Here is a 21938-nt window from a genome sequence, read left to right on the forward strand (position 1 = left end):
TAATAAGTTTATGCTGCAAAAACCTCTTTCAAAAACACTGGAACTTTTATTTTTCTCTATTTTAAAAAAGTTACAATACAAAATGATTATAGCATAGATTATTTTTTTTGTTAAGTAGTTTGTGTAGTTTTCATAATTTCCATCAATGTTTTTAATGAAAAAATAAATTTTTTCTGTCATTTTCACTTTAAAATTTCCAAATATTCATAAAAATTCATTCAAACTGATTTTATTTTTACTGGATGATCCAAACACAATTTTCGCTGTTTTGACGTATAATATTCCAGTTTATGGGAAGATTAAAGATATCCAGAAAGGAGTGGATTGGATGAACAAAACCAATTATTTGCTCGCTATTTTAACAGGTGCTTTCATTTTATTAACAGCAACCATTGTAATTGCTGTTAGTACCCAACGCAACCAATCTGTTTCAAAACCAATTAATACTGCTTCTACCACAACATGTGCTTATATTATGAAAGAATATCAAGGAAAAATTGGAATCTTTCTTCCAACAGAATCTGAACCTTATGAAATTTTGCCAACCGATATCTCCGTTTTACCTGAGTTTGATCAAATCGCTTTGCGGCAAGGCATTGAACTACAAAGTAAACAGGAATTGAATCGGCTTATCGAGGATTTTGACGGTTAGTAGTCTTCCTCTTTTACAACCTGTAATTTTTCAATTAATAAAGAAGTAATCCGCTGTTGGTTTAATTGCTGTACCGTTACTTTTAAACCCGCCTGCGTAAAACTTTCCCCTTGTTGTGGAAGCTTCTGAAATTGTTCTAATACCCAGCCGCCTACTGTATTACTTTCTGTTTCAAATTGGAATGGATGATAATCAATTTCTTCAAATAAATCATCAATTCCCATATCTGGGTTGATCAAATATGCCGTATCTGATAGCTTTTGGACATCTTGGACAACCGTTTCATTTTTATCGTAAATATCTCCAACTAGTTCTTCCAACATATCCTCTACGGTAATAATCCCCTCTACTCCACCATATTGGTCGGTAACAACCGCCATATGCTCTTGTCTTTGTTGGATTTGCTTAAATAAATCGGATATTTTCGTTTGAGGTGGGACAAACAGAGGTTTTTGCAAAATTGGCAAAATAGAAAAATCATGGCTTTTAATATATTCGCGGAAAAAGTCCCGTTCGTATAAAATACCAATAATATTATCGATATCCTTTTTATAAATCGGAATTCTGGAAAAACCTTTTTCCAAAAATAGGCTACACAGAGTCTCGTTATCTGTATTGAGTTCAGCAGAAACTAAATCTACACGTGGTGTTAATACCTGCTCCGCTGTGGTTTCATCAAAATCCAAAGCAGACCGTACCAACTTGCTTTCATGGTCTTCTAAAACGCCTTCGTCCTCAATTTCCTCTATGATTACCTTAAGCTCCTGCTCGGTTACCGATGGTGCCTGGTTCGATTTTGTAAACTTAGCCATTAAATCTTTCAATTTTCCAAACAAGAAAATAAATGGACGGAAAATTACTGTGATAAATAAAATAAAACCAGATGATTTTAGCGCTGTAGATTCCGCATGGTCTTTTGCAAAACTTTTTGGCAAGATTTCTCCTCCAATTAATACTAAAATAGTAATTACAATGGTGGATATCCCAGGGCCTGCTGCACCAAAATATTTGGTAAACAGCACCGTACCAATAGAGGCTGTAGCAATATTAACAATATTATTTCCAATTAAAATTGCTGTTAAAATACGGTTAAAATCCTTAGATAATCTTAATACACGTTTTGCTTGTTTATTTCCTTCGGCAGCATAGCTTTTAATACGGATTCTATTAAAACTGGAAAACGCTGTCTCGGAAGAAGAAAAAATAGCGGAAAAAACAATTAAAATTAACACAACAAGCCATAACACATCAGTGCTATCCACGAAAAAGTCACTCTCCTTTTATTTTTATCAATCCTATTGTGGATGTATTGATTTTATAATTTGTCTACATGGTAATCAAACCAATCTTTCTAATAAATATCTTTTTATCATTTAGGGAACAACACTACTGAGATTATCATTTGATACAATCCCCTATTGTATTATTGTATCAAACCATGAAAAAAAACACAAGCCTCTTTCCTTTTATTTCAATTTATGTTAAAATAAATATAAATAGCTTTTTGAATCATTACAAGGAGGGATTATATGGCGTCCACCTTTTTAAAAAATGATGAACCTGGCAGTTTATCGGATATTTATGAAATTAAAATTTTGATTTGTTATCTACTAAGCTGTATTGAACAGCCTTTAAGCAAAGAACAGGTAAACTATGTATTCCAGTTTAACAGCATTGTCAATTATTTTAGTTTTTGCCAGGCCCTCAAAGAGTTGATTGATACACACCATATTGAAGAAATCTTTTCTGTTGAGGATGGCAAAAAAATTCTACAGTTAATGCCTATGGGGAAAAATACTGCCTCTACCTTGTCAGGAATTTTACAAAAATCTACTAGAGATAAAATTATATCTACCGCAAAGCAAGTTTTGGCATCGGAACAGCAGGAACGGGACCATCAAGTATCTGTGACCAAAGTAGAGGATGGATATATGGTTCACTTGGTTATCCACGATATTGGCAGTGATTTACTAGAGATGACTTTATTTGCCCCAGATAAACAGGCTGCACAACAAATGGCAGAACGGTTTAACCAGGACGCTGTAATACTTTACCGTGGTATGTTAGGGATCCTACAAAATGATAGTATGTCAATCCACCAAATTGCGGATGAAATTGCAAAACAAAATAAATCCACATAAAAAAGTCAATAAGTAACCTTTATCACAGGGTAAAGTTGGTACATCCAAAAATTTTTATTTTAGTAGGTATCCTTGTAAAAATGAATTTTAAGTTTGTCATTTCAAACTTTATTTTCTAACGATGTTTCCTTTTAAACTAAAATTTATTCTACTGAAACAGATAAAAAAACTGGAACAATTAGATTGTTCCAGTTTTTATTGTTTATTACTACAGTTCAACGTCCTGAGTATAATCTACACCATCTATCTGGAATCCAAACATATGGTAAAAATCTTCCCAATAACCATCTACATCTGCCATTTGGTCAATAGTTTCAGAGGAAATTTCATCCCAGTATTTCATTACTTCCTGTTGAATTTCTGGTTTCATTTCGTAATCATCTAGTCGTATTTGGTTATCACTATCCACAACCGCATTTCCTTTACCAAGTTTTTCACGGAACAAACGGTTCATCTGTTCAATACATCCTTCATGCAATCCTTTTTCCTTCATTACTTTATATAAAATTGTAATGTACAGCGGAACTACTGGGATTGCCGCACTTGCTTGAGTTACCAAAGCTTTATTGACAGAAATATATGCTTTTACCCCTAAATCTCTTAACTGTTCTGTAATATCAATAGAGGTTTGATACAAATGTTTTTTTGCCATTCCAATTGTCCCATTATAATAGATTGGATGGGTTAATGCTGGACCAATATAGGAATATGCCACTGTAATAGAATTGGAAGCCAAAACGCCTGCTTCTGCTAAAGCTTTCATCCAATCCATCCAGTCTTCCCCGCCCATTACCTTAACAGTTGCTTCTATTTCTTCTTCGCTTGCTGGTGGAATACAAGCTTCTGTAACCTGACGGTTTTTTAAATCCAAGTTTTTATTTTTAAATTCTTCTCCAACTGTTTTTAATACGGAACGGTAAACAGTACCATCTGCCATTGTACGGCGTGGGGCTGCTAAACTATAAACAACCATATCTACCTGTCCCAAGTCCTGACGGATGATTTGTATGATTTGATCTTTCACTTCCTGGGAAAAAGCATCACCATTAATTGTTTTTGCATATAGCCCATCTTGCTGTGCCTGCTGTTCAAACGCCAGATTATTATACCATCCTGCTGTTGCTGTCCTTTTGCCAGAAGCTGCACGTTCAAACATGACACCCAATGTAGCTGCCTGACATCCATACGCCGCTGTGATACGGGATGCAAGCCCATATCCGGTAGAGCTGCCGATCACCAATACTTTTTTTGGACCATCCACTGTACCTAATTTTTTTGTATATGCAATTTGCTGTTTCACATTTTCACGGCATCCTATCGGATGCGCTGTAGTACAAATAAAATCTCTAACTTTTGGTTCTACTACCATTTTATTATCTCCTTTACAATCCAATTATCTTGTTTCCATCACAAATATTATTTTTATTGTAACATAATTCGGATAAAAAAGAAAGATACTCCAATAAATTATATTAGAGGCATGGGAGATTATCAAATTGTGAAAGTTTATTTGCAACAACAATATCTTTTCGTTATACAAACCGAAACTAATTATGATAGTTTCTATTCATAAAATGTTCTATTTGCATTGCCTGTTTTGTATTCTCTCAAACAGTGGAATATAGAACTATAATATTATTATTGATTCAAAATCAAAACAAAAAAATGGATTTAAAATATAATCTTAGAAACGGAAAATATTCTGCTTATATGTACCAAAAATACTTCAATAAGTAATTTAATGTATCATATTATACACCCTTTATTATTGATATTTTTTTAAGTAGTTTCGATTATAAATAATTCATCTAAATACCAACATACTATCATAAACCAGAAAGCCATCAAGTTCTAATATTAGAACTTGATGGCTTTTTCTTATTCATTCCAATAGCTTATTTCGCTATTACAACTAAATTTTATTTTTTCCGTTTCTTTGCTCCAATGGCTGTTGCACCCGCTGCTGCCAATACTATTAACCCTGCAATTGGAGCAACATCTCCTGTTTTTGCTGCATTTGCTTTTGGTGTGGTAGATTCCTGTCCAGTTTGAGTAGTTGTATCATTAGTGGATGGTGTTGTTTCTTCTGGAATACTTCCATCTACTGCTACTAACTGATCCATTGCAGTTTGTACATTTGTTACTGCTGTATCTACTTCTTTCTGAGTCGCATTTTCATCTGCCATTACGTCATTTGCATCTTTTACTGCCGCTTGCAGTGCTGCATAGCTTTCCTCTGTGTATGCACTTGCATCTTTACTATTCGCTTCTGCAATTACTTTTTCCAGGATGGATTTATCCGCTTTGTATCTCAGGTTCAGCATCGCGTTCAACAGGTTACTTTCTGCTGTTTCGATTTCTTCCGCCATTGCATTGTCTTTATTCGCAAGTAATTCCTGTGCTGCCTTCAATGCTTCTTTAAATTCTGCTTGGCCTGCTTCTACATAGTCATTCATGTCGTAAGTTTCCGCCAATACTACCAAAGATTCTAAGGAAGCAATATCGCCTTTCACAAAGCCCAGTTTATGGATTTCGGTCATCAGTGCTTTCCATGCTGCATCTACTACATCCTGAGTTGCTGCTGGATCTGCTGCTACTTCTTTCGCTGCATCCAATGCTGCATTAAAGGTTTCCTGTACATCTTTGATGACATTGTTAAAGTCATCAGATGCTTTCTGTTCTTCTGCGTAGGTAATCACTTTGTTCAAGATATCTTTATCTGATTCTTCTACTACGCTACCTTGTTCACTCGCTACAAAGTGGTAACTTCCACTGCCTACTGTGTATACATAGTCACCGTTTTCTTCCTGGCCTACATAGGTTATTCCATTTCCATCTTTCTGGAAAATATCATTGCCAGATTCGGTAATAGTTTTCGCGTCTTTCATTGGGATTTTAATCGTTGCGGTACTGTTTGCTGGAACAGTTACATCCCATACTAGATCGCCGTCTACTATATCCCAATTGGATTCTGCTAAACCTTTTAAAGTGTCTATCGAGGTATCTACATATTCCAGTTCACTTTCCACACCTGGGCGGTAGGTAATCTCATCATAGCCAGCGCCTGTTGCTGTAATGCCTCCCAGTCCTTTGAACATCCAGGTTGCTGGACCGCCTCCCATCATGGCATGGTTCTGAGAATCCCAAACAGCATTCCCAGGAGTCAAGTTGGAATTAAAGGTTTCGCCTGCTTTATCCCAATATTCCCACAAGGTTGTCGCACCGTTATCAATCATATAGCCAAAGGAACATTTTTCTGGGGTTATAGTCATATCCAACAATGTTTTATGCTGGTTGGCTTCTCCCAATGCACTATAAATGGATTTTGTCCCCAGCACACCCGTTTTAATAGTAGTATTGGCGTTGGTAACAGCATTCACCAATGTTTGTACTACCGCTTCTTTATTTTCAGGTGGTACAATTTCAAAATCCAATGCCATTGCATTTGCGGTTTGGGTTTCGGTACTAAAATAAGTCTCTTTATTATAGGTATTTTGCAATGCTTGATACATATTTTCTAGATAAGCATCCAGCTCTGTATGGTCTTTATCAATTGCTTCTGACATTTCAGATAACAAAATTCCACAATAGTAGAAATATGGTGCGGTTAAAAATCCACGGTCAATTTTTCCTTCCTGGTTATCATATCCCAGCCAGTCACCATAAACATTATCAGTTACAATATAATCTCCATCTTTATCCAAAGATTTATAGTAATCAAAAACTTTTACTAAAGAATCATAAGATTTTTCGATATAATAGGTGTCTCCCGTATTCATATAAAGCTGATAAGGGAATACAAAATATGCGGATGACCAAGGAATATCAAACTGTGCCCCTGTATTAGTTGTTGTTGGAACTCCCACAATAATTTCAGGCCTGCCGTCCTCATGGGTATTCAACATCATGGTTTCCATAAACGCTTCCGCAGAAGTATAGTCATTTAATAGTATTGCGGAAGATTCTTTTACAACGGATGCATCCCCAGTCCAACCATTCTTTTCACGCTGTGGACAATCGGTATAATTACCAATCAAATTAGAACGTTGGGATTGTAGGTACATATCAAATACCTGATTTAATCTATCATTGGAAGAGTCGAAGAAACCAGTCTGATCCAAATCATCGCTGACAAAGCAAGCAGTAAAATCGTCTGGATTGATTTCGGAACCGTCTGAGGTGGAAACTTCTACATAACGGAACCCAGTGTAGAAAAATCTTGGTTCAAAACGATCCTGATTTCCTGATAAGGTATAGGTGGATTTTGGATAATGGAAGGTAGTATTTGCAAATATCATACCGTTTTCATCCAATAGTTCAGAATATTTTAACAGGTATTGTTTTCCCTTTTCCCCTTTGGTATCCAAACGGACATAACCTTGCATATTCTTTCCAAAGTCTAAAATATATTTTTTGGTTGAATTGGTAAAACCATTCCATTTTTCAGGATCTGTTGTATCAAAATTATCTTCAAAAATCACATTTCCATCCTGAATAACACGAAGATAGTCAATCTGGCTGCTTTCATCTATTGTTGCCCGAAATCCCAATGGACCTTCGGTAGAACCACTAACCAAATCCGTTTCATGTACTTTTTGGTCGTTGATATAGGTTGTAATATGGTTGCCTTTTACCTCAATTTTCATTGGGACAAAATCGTTCAAATCAACACCAGGGCAATCATTAATTACATCTATATTGGATGCCCAATCTCCAGGTTGGTGGACACGCAAAGATCCATTACCACTAGTTGCCAACTGCCACATTGCTGGATATGGAGTACCAGAACCAAATAAAAAGCCAAATACATTCTCGGTTTTTGCCGCTAATTCGATGGTATAATCGCCACTAAAAGATTGTTTCGTGGTAAAAGTACCACAGTTTGTTGGCAATACCAATTTTCCATCAATAGCGTATGGAGAGTTCGCATCTGTGTAATTCACTTCTCGCATGGAGACTGGCTTGATTTCGTCAATTACCTTGGTTCCGGAAATCGCTGGGGCCAGTTCAGCCTGGGATGGGAAATTCCATTTTTCACGGTCTACGGTATCAAAATTATCTTCCCAAATCACCTTACCATTTTGGGTAACAGCAATTCGGTCATAGTCAACAATCTCATCCGGCATAGAACGGATCGCTAAAGGTCCAGCAGTTTGTCCATCCGCCACAGTTGCCTGATGAACCTGTTTTCCATCAATAAATGCTGTGATAGTATTTCCCTGGATATCCAGCCGCATCGTAGCTTTCTGCCCTAAATGTAAACCTTCTACAGGAACCACTTCTACCTGACTCCAGTCCCCTGGATAATGGACACGCAAACTGCCTTCTGCCAGCTGCCACATACAAGGGTTTGGTGTACCAGACCCAAATACAAATCCACATACATTGGACTGTACCGTCGCTGTTAATTCAATGGAATAATCCCCACTAAAAGACTGATAAGTTGTAAATGTCCCCGAATTGGCTGGAACACGTAATTCCCCATTGGAAGCGGCTAAGCCTGCTGTAGTTGCATTGGTCCATGTTTCATCTTCCACAAATTCAGGGGTATCCCAATTGGTTATTAAGTTTGCGTCAATATCTTCTCCTGCACTGATCGTTTCCCGTGTAATCTCAGATGTCGCACAAGCTTTCCAACTGGTATCGGTAGAAATGATTTGAGAACTTCCATCTTTATAATAGATTTTAATCATTCCAGCTGCCTGGTTGCCAGGAGAATATGCGGCGCTTACCATGATACCAACTGTATTCTTCCCTTCCCGAAGCATGGAAGTGATATCATATGTATTATAATAAGTAAGGACATCCCCTACTGGTTTTTTTGGTCCCCAGACCAAATCCCCTACTTTAGAACCATTCATCCTGATTTCCATAACAGAAGAACTGCTTAAATAAGAACGCGCCCGATCTACATTCTCCAAAGGTTGATCCAGCTCAAATGTTTTTCTCAATAACCGTGGAGAAGAAATCCATTCGCCCTGTATGGTTTCTGGTGCGGTTTCAAAGGTTTTTATCTCACTAAACCCAGATTCATTGCCATATTGATCTTTGATATTAACCTGATAGTTGTAAATAGTTTCTGGTTTTAATCCTTCTGGACGAATCCCTACCTGTTGGTCAGATTCCACCCAGCCACTGTCCCATGCGGTATTCCCTGACTGGTCTTTTACAACAACATAGTAAGCTGTTTGTTCCATACCACGTTGTTCCGCGTCAATTTCCCATCCAAGGCGTACATCGTCTACATCCAACCCCATATCATAACGGGATGTTGTCTGATACGCTTTTACATCCAGGCCATCATCCTCCAATGCAAACGCTGGAAGCGCAGTACCAATAACAGATGCCGCCATGGTTGCGGATAACGCAACGCTGAGAAGCCGTTTCATCTTCATATTCTTTTCCTCCTGTCTAAAAATTATCCATAATAAATAATAATATTAGGCAAATAGACCCAATAATAATTTTAATTATATCCTGATTTGATTGTGATATCAATAGAACAAATCAACAAATTTTCAATATTAACTTAGATATCTTCACTACTACGTTCTATAATTTTTATTTTTTATAAGCATCCGTGTTTTAAAAAATCTTTACACAAATCCCCTACAATATTTTTGTAGAAAATCATAGTTTTCAATTTATTTAAAATTTGATACAATAATTATCATATTAATAAAAAAATTATAGTTTTTATATCCAATTATATTCTATTTATTTTCTACTTACGGTTCTTCTAACCATCTTTAACGGGTAAGGCAAACTATTCATTTTTTACTACATAAAGATAGAGCAGGTACAACTACGTTACTTTTGCGTGAAAATCACGCAATGTAATAAAATCATAAAAAAGGAGGATAGAAGTTATTATTTTATAGTTAGAGGAAAACAAAGAGAACAAAAAGAAATGGAGGTTTTTTATGTTTAAAAAAATAACCGCAGGAATCTTAGCGGCATTCATAACTCTTTCTATGTTTGTAAACTTCTCTGTATTTGCAGAAGAAGAATATGAGCCACGAAATGCCGCATTGTCAATTTGTGGGGCAATAGCTGATGCCTCCTCTACTCATCCAGCTGACAGCAACCCATTAAGCTTTCAACCGTGTAATACCAATGATGGTATCCGAAATTTAGGTTTATTTTGGAATGATAATACAGCCAATGACTATCCAGACTGGCTTCAAATTACCTTTGGGCGAAGGGAAATTATCAACCGTTTGGATGTGTTTACCGTTTCGGACGATATCGGAGCATCTATGCCTGATTTAGATACTGTATTCCATAATTATGGTGTTACCGATTTTGAATTACAGTATCTAGACAACGGAGAATGGAAAACTATTCCCGGAACACAAGTTACTGGAAATAATAAAGTATGGAAACAATTCTATTTTGAACCTATTACTACAACTGCCATTCGTTTATGGGTAACAGGAGCAATTGATGGCAGCACAAGAATTAGTGAATTAGAAGCATGGACTTATAAAGAAAGCCCAGATGGGGAACCAGAACCACCAGAACAAAACCAAGCATTCCAGGATGCTCAATGGCTCTGGCAGCCAGAAGCAGGTCCTAATAATACCTGGATGTGTTTCAAAAAGGAATTCCACTTAGATACTGTACCAGAAACTGCAATCGCTAATATCGCGGTGGATTCCAAATATTATATGTGGATCAACGGTGAACTGGCCGTATTTGAAGGCGGATTAAACCGTGGCCCCGCTCCTGGAAAAGGTTATTATGATGCTGTGGATATTGCACCATATCTAAAAGAGGGAGAAAACGATATTTCTATTTTAATGTGGTTCTGGGGAAATCAAGGTAGAAATAATGTGAATAGTGGTGCTGGTGGTATGATATTCTCTGCTGATTTAGGAGAAACCAGATTAAAAAGTGATGCTAGCTGGAAAATGAAGGTGCATCCAGCTTATGGAGATACCACTGGCTCTCAACCATCTTATTTATATGGTGGATATAACATTGGTTTTAATGCACAAAATGATTTTGAAACCGATTGGACCCAACCTGGATTTGATACTTCCTCTTGGAAAAATGCCATTGAAAAAGGGGTTGTTGGCACAAAACCATGGGGAGAATTAGAAAAACGTCCTATTCCACAATGGAAATATTCAGAACTAAAAGATTATACCAATGAAATTGTTCGTAACGGCAATCAAGTAATCATGAACTTACCTTATGCAGCACAAATTACTCCGTATTTTAAAGTAAAAGCCCCTTCTGGAGAAATCATTAGTATTCAAACAGACCGCTATCAAACACCTGGTGGCCCTGGTGATGGCAACAAATACAATTGTCATCGAACCGAATATACTACCAAAGAAGGCGTACAAGAATTTGAATCTTTAGACTGGATCTTTGGCGAACAAGTCATTTATACCATTCCAGAAGATGTAGAAATTATTGAATTAAAATATCGTGAGTCTGGCTGTGATACTGAATTAGTACCAACTATTCAAACAGATGATGAATTCTATAATTCCTTAGCGGAAAAGGCACAACGTACTTTATATGTATGTATGCGTGATAACTTTATGGATTGTCCAGACCGTGAACGCGGCCAGTGGATTGGGGACGTAAGTTCCCAGGCTCCTCAAGTATTCTATGCATTAGACCAAAATGGAGCAGTACATCTAAAAAAAGCAATCGACAACTTTATTCGCAACCGTAACGGAGATGTACTCATCGGAAATGTTCCAGGTGCAAATTCAAGTGAACTTCCTTCCCAATCTTTAAATGCAATTAGTACGGAAGGTATGATCATGCAATATTACCAATTTACTGGTGACCTTTCTGTGATTGAACTTTCTTATGAACCAGTAAAGAATTATTTAAAATTGTGGGAAACCAATCCGGATGGTTCTTTAATCAACCGTGCAGGCAACTGGGAATGGTATGACCATGGTTCTGGAATCGATGGTGCTGTAATTGGTCCATGTTGGTATTATATGGCCTGTGAATCGGCAATTGAAATGGCAAAATTAACTGGAAACGAACAGGATATCCCTTGGTTTGAAGAGAGAATGGAAGGCATCCGTTCTACTTTCCAAGAAAAGTTCTGGAAAGGCGATGGTTACCACAGTGATATGCCTAACGATGACCGCGCCAATGCTATGGCAGTGTTATCCGGCTTAGCTGATCCAGATTATTATCCAATTATTCTAGATGTATTGCAGACGGTAAGAAATTCTACTCCTTATATGGAAGGCTATGTACTGGAATCTATGTTTATGATGGGTTATCCAAATGAGGCTATGGAACGGATGAAACTCCGTTATACAGATTTAGTAGCCAATGAAAACTCTACCTTGTGGGAAGATTTTTATTATTTAGGTACAAAAAACCATGCCTGGTCTGGTGGACCTCTCACGATGTTAAATAAATATGTAGCGGGTATTTATCCTACTACTCCTGGGTATGAAACTTATCGTGTTCAGCCAAATTTAACAAGCTTAAATAGTGTGAAGGTAACTGTTCCATCTATAAAAGGGAACATAGACTTAAATATAAATCGAGATAATAATCAAATTACTATGGATTTAACTTCTCCTGAAAATACTGTAGCGCAAGTTGCAGTTCCACGATTTAATATGGAAAATACTTTGGTTACTATTAATGGAGAAATTGCTTTTGAAGATGGTGCTGGAAAACTGGATTCCTACCAAGGTAATGATGAGAACTATATTTACTTTGACTTAGAACCAGGTAATTATCAAATTTGTTCATCTATTAAAACTGAACAAAAAGAAAACTATCAAGTGAATATTCAAACAAATGAGGGCGGAACATTACTTCTAAATGGGGAGCCAATCCCATCCAATTATCAAAATAGTTTCCCAGCTGGAACTGAGCTTACTTTTAGTGCAGAACCAGAAGAAGGAAAACAGTTTGAAGGATTTACTGGAAGTTTTGCTACTACAAATCTACCATTAACCATTCAGTTACAGTCTGATTTAAATTTACAAGCATCTTTTTGCGATAAAATGATTGATTGGGATGAAATAAAATCCGAACTAAAACTAGAATTAAATGCATGTAAAAAATTAGAAGAATCAAAATATACACCAGAAAGCTGGAGTCCTTTTAAAGCGGCAATAGAGCAAGCAGAAATCATTATGGATACTGTTCCTGTAACAGAAGAACAAATCAATCAAGCTTTAGAATCTTTACGAAATGCCAAAGAACAATTACAATCCGCCAAGGGAGTTAACTTAGCATTATATAGCAATGTAACAGTTTCCAGTGTTGTACCTGGAATGTCCCAGTTTAGTGCTGACAAATTAACAGATGGTATTGTATCAGGAGCACCTATCACTTCAAACTGCTGGTCCAGTAATGTATCAAAAGACCACAAAGAATGGGCACAAATCGATTTAGGAAGCGCCCTCACATTTGACCAATTTGTGATTTATCCACGTATTGATGAACGTGGTACGGGTTGGGGATTTCCAAAAGACTTTACAATTAAAGTTTCCCAAGACGGTGAAACATGGACCACGGTAGTAGATGAAACTGATTACCCATTTGTTGGAGATACCCCACAAACATTCAATTTTGATTCTGTGGATGCAAGATATATCCGTTTGGATACTACTAAATTGAATGCTATTGTAGGAGAAGCAACAGATACTTATCGGGTTCAGCTGGCAGAGTTTGAAGTTTACCGTCAAAAAGACATTGCTGTAGATTCGGATAAATCCATCTTAAATAAAGTAATCGCATACGCAGAAGAACAGAAAGCTTCTGATGAATTCAACAATGTCATTGTAGATGTACAGGAATCCTTTAATGCAGCATTGGAAGCAGCAAAAGAAATTTTTGCTGATCCAACCGCAACCCAAGAAAAAGTAGACCAGGCATGGATGACTTTATTAAAAGAAATCCATAAACTAGGCTTTGTCAAAGGGGATATCAGTTCCTTAGAATCCTTGGTAGCATATGCTGAAAAACTGGATCTAAATGACTATGTAGAAGCAGGCCAAGCAGAATTCCAGGAAGCATTGAAAGCAGCGCAAGATCTGCTGGCAGATAAAGAAAATGCAATGCAAACAGAAATTGAAACAGCAGAAACGAATCTGCTAAACGCAATGTTGAACCTGAGATATAAAGCAGATAAATCCATCTTGGAAAAAGTAATTGTGGAAGCAAATGATGTTGATTCTAGTGCATACACAGCAGAGAGCTATACAGCACTACAAGCAGCAGTAGCAGAAGCAAACGAAGTAATGGAAAATGAAAACGCCACTCAGGAAGAAGTAAACGCAGCAGTAGAAAGTGTACAAGAAGCGATGAAAGGTTTGGTAGCTGTAGATAAAGAAACTACAGATACAGACAAAGCAGAAGGTATACAAACTGGGCAAGAAAATACTACAACAAAAGCAAATGCAGTGAAGACTGGCGATGTTACTCCAATCACAGGAGTAATGGTACTAGCATTAGCTGGTACAGCCGTTTTATTCTCTCGAAAAAAGAAATAAACACTGTAACAATAAAAATATGATAAAAAAGATGGTAGATAAAAATATCTACCATCTTTTTTATATGCAAAATAAAATCCAGAACAAGTTAACACAACATATTCCATGGAATATCATTAGCAACTAATATAATGTCATTTATATGAATATTATAGCAAATTCAATGTAATTTATCAGTGTGTATCAATAGCTTGGCAGATGTAACTGAATGACTGCCATCACATTAAAGATAGTGGAATCATTTTCTTTCCTATCTAATAAAATCATTGAGTCACTAAGCATTACCAGAGAAATACACTTTTAATTTGATAATATAGACCTTTCCTTCTAACCTGTTCTTTTTATATCATTTTTTGCTCTAACACATACTTTTTTTATGAAACGTAAAATTTCTTCTTAAATGCTTTTGCTATACCAACATTTTCAAATCATAATAACACAAATTTTTACAATCCCTTATTGTATTATTTTATGAGAAAAACTATTTATATCATGTATCCCTACTATTTTAATCATTTCATCTATACCATCATCGCATCCTCATATGCCTGTTTTGTAACAGGGTCAAAACATACCATAATAACATCTTGTACATAATGGGAAGTTTTTAAAAACTCTGTAATAGTGTTTACGGCAATTGGTGCTGCCAACCCCAATGGATATCGATACACTCCTGTGCTAATAGAAGGGAATGCCACCGTCTTACATTGATATTGTTCCGCCAACTGCAAAGAATTATAATAACTGTTTTTTAATAAATCAGCTTCATTTTGATTTCCCCCATGCCAAATGGGCCCTGGCGTATGAATTACATAATGAGCTAGCAAACGATACCCTTTTGTAATTTTCGCCTCTCCTGTTCGGCATCCATGTAAAGCACGGCATTCCTCCAATAATTCTGGACCAGCAGCACGATGAATTGCCCCATCTACGCCACCTCCACCTAACAGGCTGGTATTGGCTGCGTTTACAATAGCGTCAGCTTTTACGTTTGTAATATCCCCTAACATACAGGTTAAACCCATTTTAATTCCTCCTAACCATTCTAAAAATAATAGTTTATGACAATACTGTCCTTTTTATGAAAAAGTAAAAAATAGAGTGGGGAAACTTTCTCCCCACTCTGGTTATTCAGCGTTTGATAGCTGTTCTTCTGTTGTGTTTTGTTCTACAGGCTGTTGTTCAATTTCTGCTATATTTCTCCTGCTAACAATAAAAATAATTGTCACAATGGCGATGTAAATCATTAACACTAAATCCAAGAAAGAGGATTCAATTACATGACCAATCAGATATCCATGACCAGTAAAATGGGCAATCAGCAATGGGATTGTTGTAATACTGCTTAAAATAAACGTCAACATCCCTGAAAAAATCATCCATCTTCCAGTTCTATTGTCATTACAGCCACAATAGTATTTCGCGCTACATAAGAAAAACATTAAAATTGCCATCATCCGTAACAGGTTATATAGGTTTTCTGATACGGTAATTACCATAGTATGTTTTAAGAACATTGCTACCAATGTAACTGCTGCCCAAATACAAGGTATTAAATGGATTAAGTCAGTAGTACGGTTTGGCCGTGCTGGGGTAAGTGCCAAATAGAACATGCTAAAACCACTAGCAATTTTTAAAATCAACTGTAAAATCGCCAAAAAGCTATGGGATTCTAGTCCAGTTATCTGATTGAGTATATCCGTTACACCATAACAGATAAACGCCATACCCATAACCAGGGCCGCAAGGCCAATTAATAAATTTTTTCCTTTACTGATGGAATAGTAGTATTTGTTTCTATCCACCATGGTTACAACCAGACAGACAATAAGTGCAATTACTAACACAACGTTTAACGCAATCATCCAACTTTGTGGTCCTTGATAAAAGCCGGTATTAAAATCAATAAAATGCAGCAATTGTACTGTTCTTAAAATTCCAGCTATAACACCAAATACTAAGGCTATCATAATAAAAAACAAAGCAGGAAACGCAGTTTTTGATTTCTGTTTTTTCATTTAGATTCAACCCTCTACCGTTGTTCCAGCGGAACATATTCTTTTCTTTTTGTAATTGCTTTATAAGCTGGACGGATAATTTTTCCACCAGTTAACAGCTCTTCCATACGATGAGCAGCCCATCCGGTAATACGGGCAGTTGCAAATAATGGTGTAAATAATTCATCCGGAATACCCAACATCCGATATACCAAACCAGAGTATAAATCAACATTTGCAGACATTACTTTATCCACTTGTTTTACTTTAGCAAATACGCCAGGGGTTAGCTTTTCAACACGTTCCAATAAATTAAATTGTGCCTCAAATTCAGTCCCTTTTGCCAATTTCATCGCATTGGCTTTTAAAATAACTGCCCTTGGGTCAGATTTGGTATAAACAGCATGACCCATACCATAAATCAAGCCTGAGCCATCCCCTTCTTCCTTGCGGATAATCTTTTCTAGGAATGCCGCTATTTCTTCATCATCATTCCAGTCTTTTACGCCATTTTCAATACAATGAACCATCTCGGACACTTTCGCATTTGCACCACCATGACGAGGGCCTTTCAAGGAACCAATCGCGCCCGCATAAGCGGAATAAGCATCTGTACCAGAAGAGGTTAAAGTGCGGCAAGTAAATGTAGAGTTATTACCACCGCCATGCTCTGCATGGAGGATTAACATAATATCCAGCAGATGTGCTTCTTCCGGAGTATAGCTTCGATCCAAACGCAATGTAGAAAGGATACTTTCTGCAATACTTTCTTCTTTGCGTAAAGGATGTAAAATCAAACTCTGATTATCGAAATTCTTCCGTTTTGCCTGATAAGCACTAATCATAATAGTAGGCATTTTTGCAATAATTTCAATGGCTTTTCTCAATTCCTGTTCAATCGTGGTAGAATCAGCATAATCATCATATGTATATAGGGCTAAAATAGAGCTAGCCATTTTATTCATAATATTTTTAGAAGGTATTTTTAAAATAACATCCTCTACAAATCCATCTGGAAGCTCACGGTACATTGCCAATACCTGCTTAAAATAATCCAGTTCCTGTTTATCTGGCAAAACACCAAATAACAGCAAATAAATGGTTTCTTCATATCCAAAGCGGTTATTGTTAACACAATCGTTTACAATATCTTTGATATTATTGCCACGGTAAATTAATTCCCCTTCAATTGGTTCCCGTTCGCCTTCATTTACTACGTAACCATGTACATTACAAATTTGGGTTAATCCCGCTAAAACACCTGTTCCATCTGCATTACGCAGTCCGCGCTTTACATCAAAGTGCTTATACAATTTACTATCTATATGATTATATTTTGTAAATTCCTCGCATAGGATATTGATAGCTTGTTGTTTTGTGCTATACCCAGCTTTATTCATGTTGCTCACAGACAAATACCTCCTTGTTCTTCTTTATCTATCATACAATATTCATTGCATCTAACCATACATTGCAAGATTAAGTATGAAATCCTGCATAATAACATTTTATCCTACAACAGCTTTAATGTCAAGTTGCACAAATATTTGTTCATAATTATGCGACATTAAATTTACAAAAATAAATGACGGAAAAGAGGAAAAATATGCGCAAAATTGTTAAAATTTTAGGGTTAACCGCATTAATATTAGGAATCCCTACCCTAGCTATTCTGATTCCAAAACAGGATGATTCCTCTGCTGTTGCTTCAGAGACCCAATCAGCGACACAGCAAGTAAAAAACACGATTCCTACTTTCCAATTACTGAACCATAAAACAGGAAAAGTCTCCGAAATCTCCCAATCCGATTATGTAAAAGGGGTAGTCGCGGCTGAAATGCCAATCTCTTTTGAACCAGAAGCATTAAAAGCACAGGCAGTAGCCGCACATACTTACGCATTGCGACGATACTACCAACAACGAAAAACGCCAAGCCCGGATTTAAAAGGCGCCCAGCTCTCCACAGATCCTTCTATCTGCCAAGCATTTGTCTCTCAGGAAGAACTGAAACAGCGCTGGGGAGATGCTTATGAAACAAATTGGAATAAAATCTCTCAAGCTGTAGATGAGGTAATCGAACAAATTATTACATATGATAACCAGCCCATTGTTGCTGCTTACCATTCCTTATCAGGAGGGACTACTGAAGCAGCCAAATCGGTTTGGGGACAGGATGTACCTTACTTACAGCCAGTAGATAGCAGCACTGACGCACAACAGCCTAACTACGAAAATACTGTTATGATAGAAGAAAAGAAAGTAAAACAAACCTTAAAAGAACATTTAAAAGCAGAGATGCCAGAAGATCCAAACCACTGGTTTTCCATTCTATCCAAAACATCATCAGGTTCAGTAGACAAAGTAAAAGTGGGGAATGTAGAAACAACAGGACTGGAAATACGGAGTATATTTGGTTTAAAATCTTCTAATTTTGAAATTTCGTATCAAGATGGAGTATTCCATTTCACCACAAAAGGGCATGGACATGGAGTTGGTATGAGCCAATATGGAGCAAATGAGCTGGCGAAACAAGGAAAGACGTGGCAGGATATTATTAACCATTATTATTCCAATGTCTCTTTAATTAATATCAATGACCTACCATTGGAAAACACATGATTTTTCATGAATATTTTATGAGAAGACCAATAATAAAATAGCTGGAATGAACGTTGTAACCGTAGATCTTTCAATTCGATTCCATTTCCATCCAATTTAAATTAGTAATGTGGATATGATAGTAGTTTATATCATAAAGATACAATAATTAACATACTAGATATAATTGTAAAATTAACTATTTGCACAATATTTGTTTTACAATCACCATTCTAATTTTCTATTATCATTTTGCTTTACTCCAAACAAAGAAAAACTTTTTATTCTTACTAGTAATACTGATAAAGATGATTTCTTAAATTAGACAAGAAAAAGCAGGGAAAACTAATTTCCCTGCTTTGTTCTTTATAACAGATAAACTGGCAAATCACTTTTAATTGCAGAGGTGGATTTTTCTGCTGGTTTTGTTTCAGTTTTTTTCTGTGTTGTTTTCTTTTCTGTTTTTGTTTTTGAAGCAGATGTTCTTTTTTTGCGAGTAGTAGTTGTCTTTTTTGGCGTCGCTTTGCTTTCTGTCGCTTTTGGAGCTGCCGCTTCTACCGTTTCCGGAGCAGGATTGCCTACTACCGCAGTTGTTGCTTCTGCTGCTTTGTTTGCATTTGTTGCACGCATAATGCTTTCTTTACCTACTGCCAATGAAATCAACCTCCTGTGCTAGCGCCATATATTCTTTGGCGCTTCTGCTGCTTTTTTTATATGCAATCACTGGCCTGCTGTTATCCTGTGCCCATTCAATCGAGCTATCCACCCGGATATACGATTGGAAGGTATAAACATCTTCCAATTCACGCAATGTTGCCAGTGTTTGTTTAAAGTAATTTTTCCGCTCGTCCACTTTGGTGATAGCAATTCCCATTAAAGATAAATCAGGGGATATTTTCTTGACATCATTTAAAAACTCAAACATATTCGCTAAACCAAACAATCCCCAAGGGCTGGCTTCCACCGGAATAATCAATTGATCCGACGCACACATAATATTCATTACCCATCCGCCTAAAGTAGGTGGAGCGTCAATAAAAATATAATCGTAAGTATTGGATTCCCGAATGGTTTTTAAGCAATTTTTTAAAATCAATTCCCTTTGCCATTTGGTAAACAACTCATACTCAATCGAGCTCATCAGGGTAGAAGAAGGAATCAAATCCAAATTTTCATATTCTGTATGAACAATATACCCTTGCAAATCATCCTGTTTTTTGATAGCATAATATAAATTTTTTTCACTTTTCGCCATCTCTAACACCTGATCTTCTGGAAAAAATGCCAAGGATAAATTCAGCTGCATATCACCATCAATCATCAACACTTTTTTCCCTTCTAACGATAGCGCATACGCAATGTTAGAACAAGTGGTGGACTTTCCACTGCCCCCCTTGTTATTTGCAAAACAGATTACCTTTGTCGTCATGGATGACTCTCCTTATGATTATTGTCCTTATATAAAACTATCTTTTTTATTTTTATTATAGCACAAGCTCTTGTTCTCCACAAGTATTTTACCAGTAATTTAGCACTACCTGTATTAGGTGATATAAACTTATTGAAACATCTGAATTTTATATTGTCTACTATCTTTTTATCCTAAAAATATTGAGAATAGTGACCCTTTGATAAGGAAGCATATAAAAAATAAAGATAATTTGACAAAATACAATTTTAAGTGTTAGAATTACTCCTTAACTGGAATTTGTAATATAAATTAATTCAGCAGGATACAATGAAAACCGAACATTTAAAAAAGAATGAAATTGATATTGCAGTTATTTCCAATGATGAAAAAATAATTGTTGATGCCCAATCTGCTTTAGATCTGGTAATGACAATCCAATATGAAACAGGAGAAACTAAAATTGTGATAGATAAAAGGGTAATTTGTAATGATTTATTTATTCTCAGTACCGAAATTGCAGGAGAAATTTTGCAAAAATTAATAAATTATCAGGTAAAGGTTGCGATTTATGGGGACTATTCCCATTATTCCAGCAAACCTCTCCATGATTTTATTTATGAATCAAACCATGGTAAGGATTTCTTTTTTGTAGGGACAAAGGAAGAAGCCATTCAAAAACTAAGTAGCACATAATAAATGATGCAAATTCCAGTTTTGTAAAGGAAATCAAAACCTCTATTTTTCTGGCAGCCTGATTTCCTTCCAGAATATGTGTCAAATTCACTTTATAATTTTTGTTTCTCTAATTGATTTCAAAGAATAATCTAATAGAACAATTTTTAGTTTGACTCCCTTAAATTTTTATTTTATACTAAAAAATACAATCATAATAAGAAGGTGAAAAAATGGAAATTCAAGAAGTCTCCCATGTAAACGAATCTCTAATACAAGAACTATCTCAAATTTGGGAAAAATCCGTAAGGGCGACCCATCTCTTTTTAACAGAAGCAGATATCCAAAAAATTTCAAGCTATTTACCAGATGCATTCCGTTCCGTTTCCCATTTAGCAATCGCGAAATTAGAACAAAAAACGATTGGTTTTGTTGGTGTAGAGAACAATAGAATAGAAATGCTTTTCTTGTTACCAGAAGAACAAGGAAAAGGATTTGGAAAACAATTGCTGAACTACGCCATCCATCAATACCATGCCACAAAACTTTATGTAAACGAACAAAACCCTAATGCTAAAGATTTCTATGAACATATGGGTTTTCAGGTTTATAAACGCACAGAGAAAGACGAACAAGGAGATCCTTTCCCTTTGCTTTATATGGAACTCAATAATAAGGAGGTTGTATCATGAGCATTCCAAATGACCCGATAATTTTATTAAGTTATATTAACACAAAATTGAGGGATGAATTTCCATCGTTAGAAGAACTTTGCCAAACACTTTGTTTGGATCAACAAGAAATTTGTTCTAAACTAGGTAAAATAGGATATGACTATGATCCGGAATCCAATAAATTTGTTTAACTCTTAACCACTATTTTACCATTCAATTGGATATCACTGGTTTCTATCTTTTATCTGTATTGATTCTCATGCGTTCAGAAAAATATTATCAATCAATATAAAT

The 21938-nt window shown here is 36.1% G+C and carries 15 protein-coding genes; 7 read left to right on the top strand and 8 right to left on the bottom strand.

Annotated elements, in window-relative coordinates; genetic code table 11:
• Positions 1-328 precede the first annotated feature (328 nt).
• On the top strand, positions 329-652 hold the full coding sequence (locus BQ2683_RS02830; protein WP_069987252.1) for a hypothetical protein: 324 nt from the start codon (positions 329-331) through the stop codon (positions 650-652).
• Here the strand turns inward: BQ2683_RS02830 and BQ2683_RS02835 are convergent.
• Entirely contained in the window at positions 649-1914 is a 1266-nt protein-coding gene (locus BQ2683_RS02835; protein ID WP_069987253.1) for a hemolysin family protein, read from the bottom strand. The two genes, BQ2683_RS02830 and BQ2683_RS02835, sit on opposite strands and share 4 nt — an antisense overlap.
• A gap of 267 nt (positions 1915-2181) precedes the next feature.
• On the opposite strand from BQ2683_RS02835, the gene BQ2683_RS02840 reads away from it, so the two are divergent.
• Positions 2182-2793, top strand: coding sequence for a DUF4364 family protein (locus BQ2683_RS02840; RefSeq protein ID WP_069987254.1), 612 nt, complete (start codon positions 2182-2184; stop codon positions 2791-2793).
• Positions 2794-3001: 208 nt separating this feature from the next.
• Here BQ2683_RS02840 and fabV read toward each other — a convergent pair whose 3' ends face one another.
• Together fabV and BQ2683_RS02850 are read right to left on the bottom strand one after the other, a co-directional pair.
• Positions 3002-4162, bottom strand: coding sequence for an enoyl-ACP reductase FabV (gene fabV / locus BQ2683_RS02845; protein ID WP_069987255.1), 1161 nt, complete (start codon positions 4160-4162; stop codon positions 3002-3004).
• 550 nt (positions 4163-4712) lie between these two features.
• Positions 4713-9188: a family 78 glycoside hydrolase catalytic domain gene (locus tag BQ2683_RS02850; RefSeq protein WP_069987256.1), complete on the bottom strand. Its 4476-nt coding sequence runs from the start codon at positions 9186-9188 to the stop codon at positions 4713-4715.
• Between the two features lie 528 nt (positions 9189-9716).
• Between BQ2683_RS02850 and BQ2683_RS02855 the strand changes: the two genes are divergently transcribed.
• Positions 9717-14291: a discoidin domain-containing protein gene (locus tag BQ2683_RS02855; protein WP_069987257.1), complete on the top strand. Its 4575-nt coding sequence runs from the start codon at positions 9717-9719 to the stop codon at positions 14289-14291.
• A 521-nt stretch (positions 14292-14812) separates the two neighbouring features.
• Here BQ2683_RS02855 and BQ2683_RS02860 read toward each other — a convergent pair.
• From BQ2683_RS02860 to BQ2683_RS02870, 3 genes are all read right to left on the bottom strand, one after another.
• Positions 14813-15316 carry an O-acetyl-ADP-ribose deacetylase gene (locus tag BQ2683_RS02860; RefSeq protein ID WP_069987258.1) on the bottom strand — a complete coding sequence of 168 codons (504 nt, stop codon included), beginning with the start codon at positions 15314-15316 and terminating at the stop codon, positions 14813-14815.
• Between the two features lie 102 nt (positions 15317-15418).
• Positions 15419-16309 carry a hypothetical protein gene (locus BQ2683_RS02865; protein ID WP_069987259.1) on the bottom strand — a complete coding sequence of 297 codons (891 nt, stop codon included), beginning with the start codon at positions 16307-16309 and terminating at the stop codon, positions 15419-15421.
• Positions 16310-16323: 14 nt separating this feature from the next.
• A complete protein-coding gene (locus BQ2683_RS02870; RefSeq protein ID WP_069987989.1) occupies positions 16324-17688 on the bottom strand; it encodes a citrate synthase in 1365 nt (454 codons plus the stop codon).
• 206 nt (positions 17689-17894) lie between these two features.
• On the opposite strand from BQ2683_RS02870, the gene spoIID reads away from it, so the two are divergent.
• The gene (spoIID, locus tag BQ2683_RS02875) at positions 17895-18908 is read left to right on the top strand and encodes a stage II sporulation protein D (protein WP_069987260.1); all 1014 of its coding nucleotides are present in this window, start codon (positions 17895-17897) and stop codon (positions 18906-18908) included.
• Between the two features lie 345 nt (positions 18909-19253).
• Here spoIID and BQ2683_RS02880 read toward each other — a convergent pair whose 3' ends face one another.
• Together BQ2683_RS02880 and BQ2683_RS02885 are read right to left on the bottom strand one after the other, a co-directional pair.
• Positions 19254-19541 carry a hypothetical protein gene (locus BQ2683_RS02880; protein ID WP_069987261.1) on the bottom strand — a complete coding sequence of 96 codons (288 nt, stop codon included), beginning with the start codon at positions 19539-19541 and terminating at the stop codon, positions 19254-19256.
• Complete coding sequence (locus tag BQ2683_RS02885; protein ID WP_069987262.1) at positions 19528-20316, bottom strand: ParA family protein; 789 nt, start codon at positions 20314-20316, stop codon at positions 19528-19530. The genes BQ2683_RS02880 and BQ2683_RS02885 overlap by 14 nt, the downstream gene beginning before the upstream one ends.
• A gap of 309 nt (positions 20317-20625) precedes the next feature.
• On the opposite strand from BQ2683_RS02885, the gene BQ2683_RS02890 reads away from it, so the two are divergent.
• The 3 genes from BQ2683_RS02890 to BQ2683_RS02900 all read left to right on the top strand — a co-directional run bounded on the left by BQ2683_RS02890 (position 20626) and on the right by BQ2683_RS02900 (position 21835).
• Positions 20626-20991 carry a DUF4180 domain-containing protein gene (locus BQ2683_RS02890; protein ID WP_069987263.1) on the top strand — a complete coding sequence of 122 codons (366 nt, stop codon included), beginning with the start codon at positions 20626-20628 and terminating at the stop codon, positions 20989-20991.
• 212 nt (positions 20992-21203) lie between these two features.
• A complete protein-coding gene (locus BQ2683_RS02895; protein ID WP_069987264.1) occupies positions 21204-21662 on the top strand; it encodes a GNAT family N-acetyltransferase in 459 nt (152 codons plus the stop codon).
• The gene (locus BQ2683_RS02900; protein ID WP_069987265.1) at positions 21659-21835 is read left to right on the top strand and encodes a DUF4250 domain-containing protein; all 177 of its coding nucleotides are present in this window, start codon (positions 21659-21661) and stop codon (positions 21833-21835) included. Before BQ2683_RS02895 ends, BQ2683_RS02900 begins: the two co-directional genes overlap by 4 nt.
• Positions 21836-21938: the final 103 nt, after the last annotated feature.

This window comes from Massilioclostridium coli (genome assembly GCF_900095865.1).
GTDB classification, from domain to species: Bacteria; Bacillota; Clostridia; order Oscillospirales; family Ruminococcaceae; genus Massilioclostridium; species Massilioclostridium facile.

Excerpts from the sequence above, each read along its gene's own strand:
- BQ2683_RS02840 (WP_069987254.1), top strand. The coding sequence starts at position 2,182 with ATGGCGTCCACCTTTTTAAAAAATGATGAACCTGGCAGTTTATCGGAT.
- BQ2683_RS02895 (WP_069987264.1), top strand. The coding sequence starts at position 21,204 with ATGGAAATTCAAGAAGTCTCCCATGTAAACGAATCTCTAATACAAGAA.
- BQ2683_RS02855 (WP_069987257.1), top strand. The coding sequence starts at position 9,717 with ATGTTTAAAAAAATAACCGCAGGAATCTTAGCGGCATTCATAACTCTT.
- fabV (WP_069987255.1), bottom strand. The coding sequence starts at position 4,162 with ATGGTAGTAGAACCAAAAGTTAGAGATTTTATTTGTACTACAGCGCAT.
- BQ2683_RS02900 (WP_069987265.1), top strand. The coding sequence starts at position 21,659 with ATGAGCATTCCAAATGACCCGATAATTTTATTAAGTTATATTAACACA.
- BQ2683_RS02865 (WP_069987259.1), bottom strand. The coding sequence starts at position 16,309 with ATGAAAAAACAGAAATCAAAAACTGCGTTTCCTGCTTTGTTTTTTATT.
- BQ2683_RS02850 (WP_069987256.1), bottom strand. The coding sequence starts at position 9,188 with ATGAAGATGAAACGGCTTCTCAGCGTTGCGTTATCCGCAACCATGGCG.
- BQ2683_RS02870 (WP_069987989.1), bottom strand. The coding sequence starts at position 17,688 with ATGAATAAAGCTGGGTATAGCACAAAACAACAAGCTATCAATATCCTA.
- BQ2683_RS02830 (WP_069987252.1), top strand. The coding sequence starts at position 329 with ATGAACAAAACCAATTATTTGCTCGCTATTTTAACAGGTGCTTTCATT.
- BQ2683_RS02885 (WP_069987262.1), bottom strand. The coding sequence starts at position 20,316 with ATGACGACAAAGGTAATCTGTTTTGCAAATAACAAGGGGGGCAGTGGA.
- BQ2683_RS02890 (WP_069987263.1), top strand. The coding sequence starts at position 20,626 with ATGAAAACCGAACATTTAAAAAAGAATGAAATTGATATTGCAGTTATT.
- spoIID (WP_069987260.1), top strand. The coding sequence starts at position 17,895 with ATGCGCAAAATTGTTAAAATTTTAGGGTTAACCGCATTAATATTAGGA.
- BQ2683_RS02860 (WP_069987258.1), bottom strand. The coding sequence starts at position 15,316 with ATGGGTTTAACCTGTATGTTAGGGGATATTACAAACGTAAAAGCTGAC.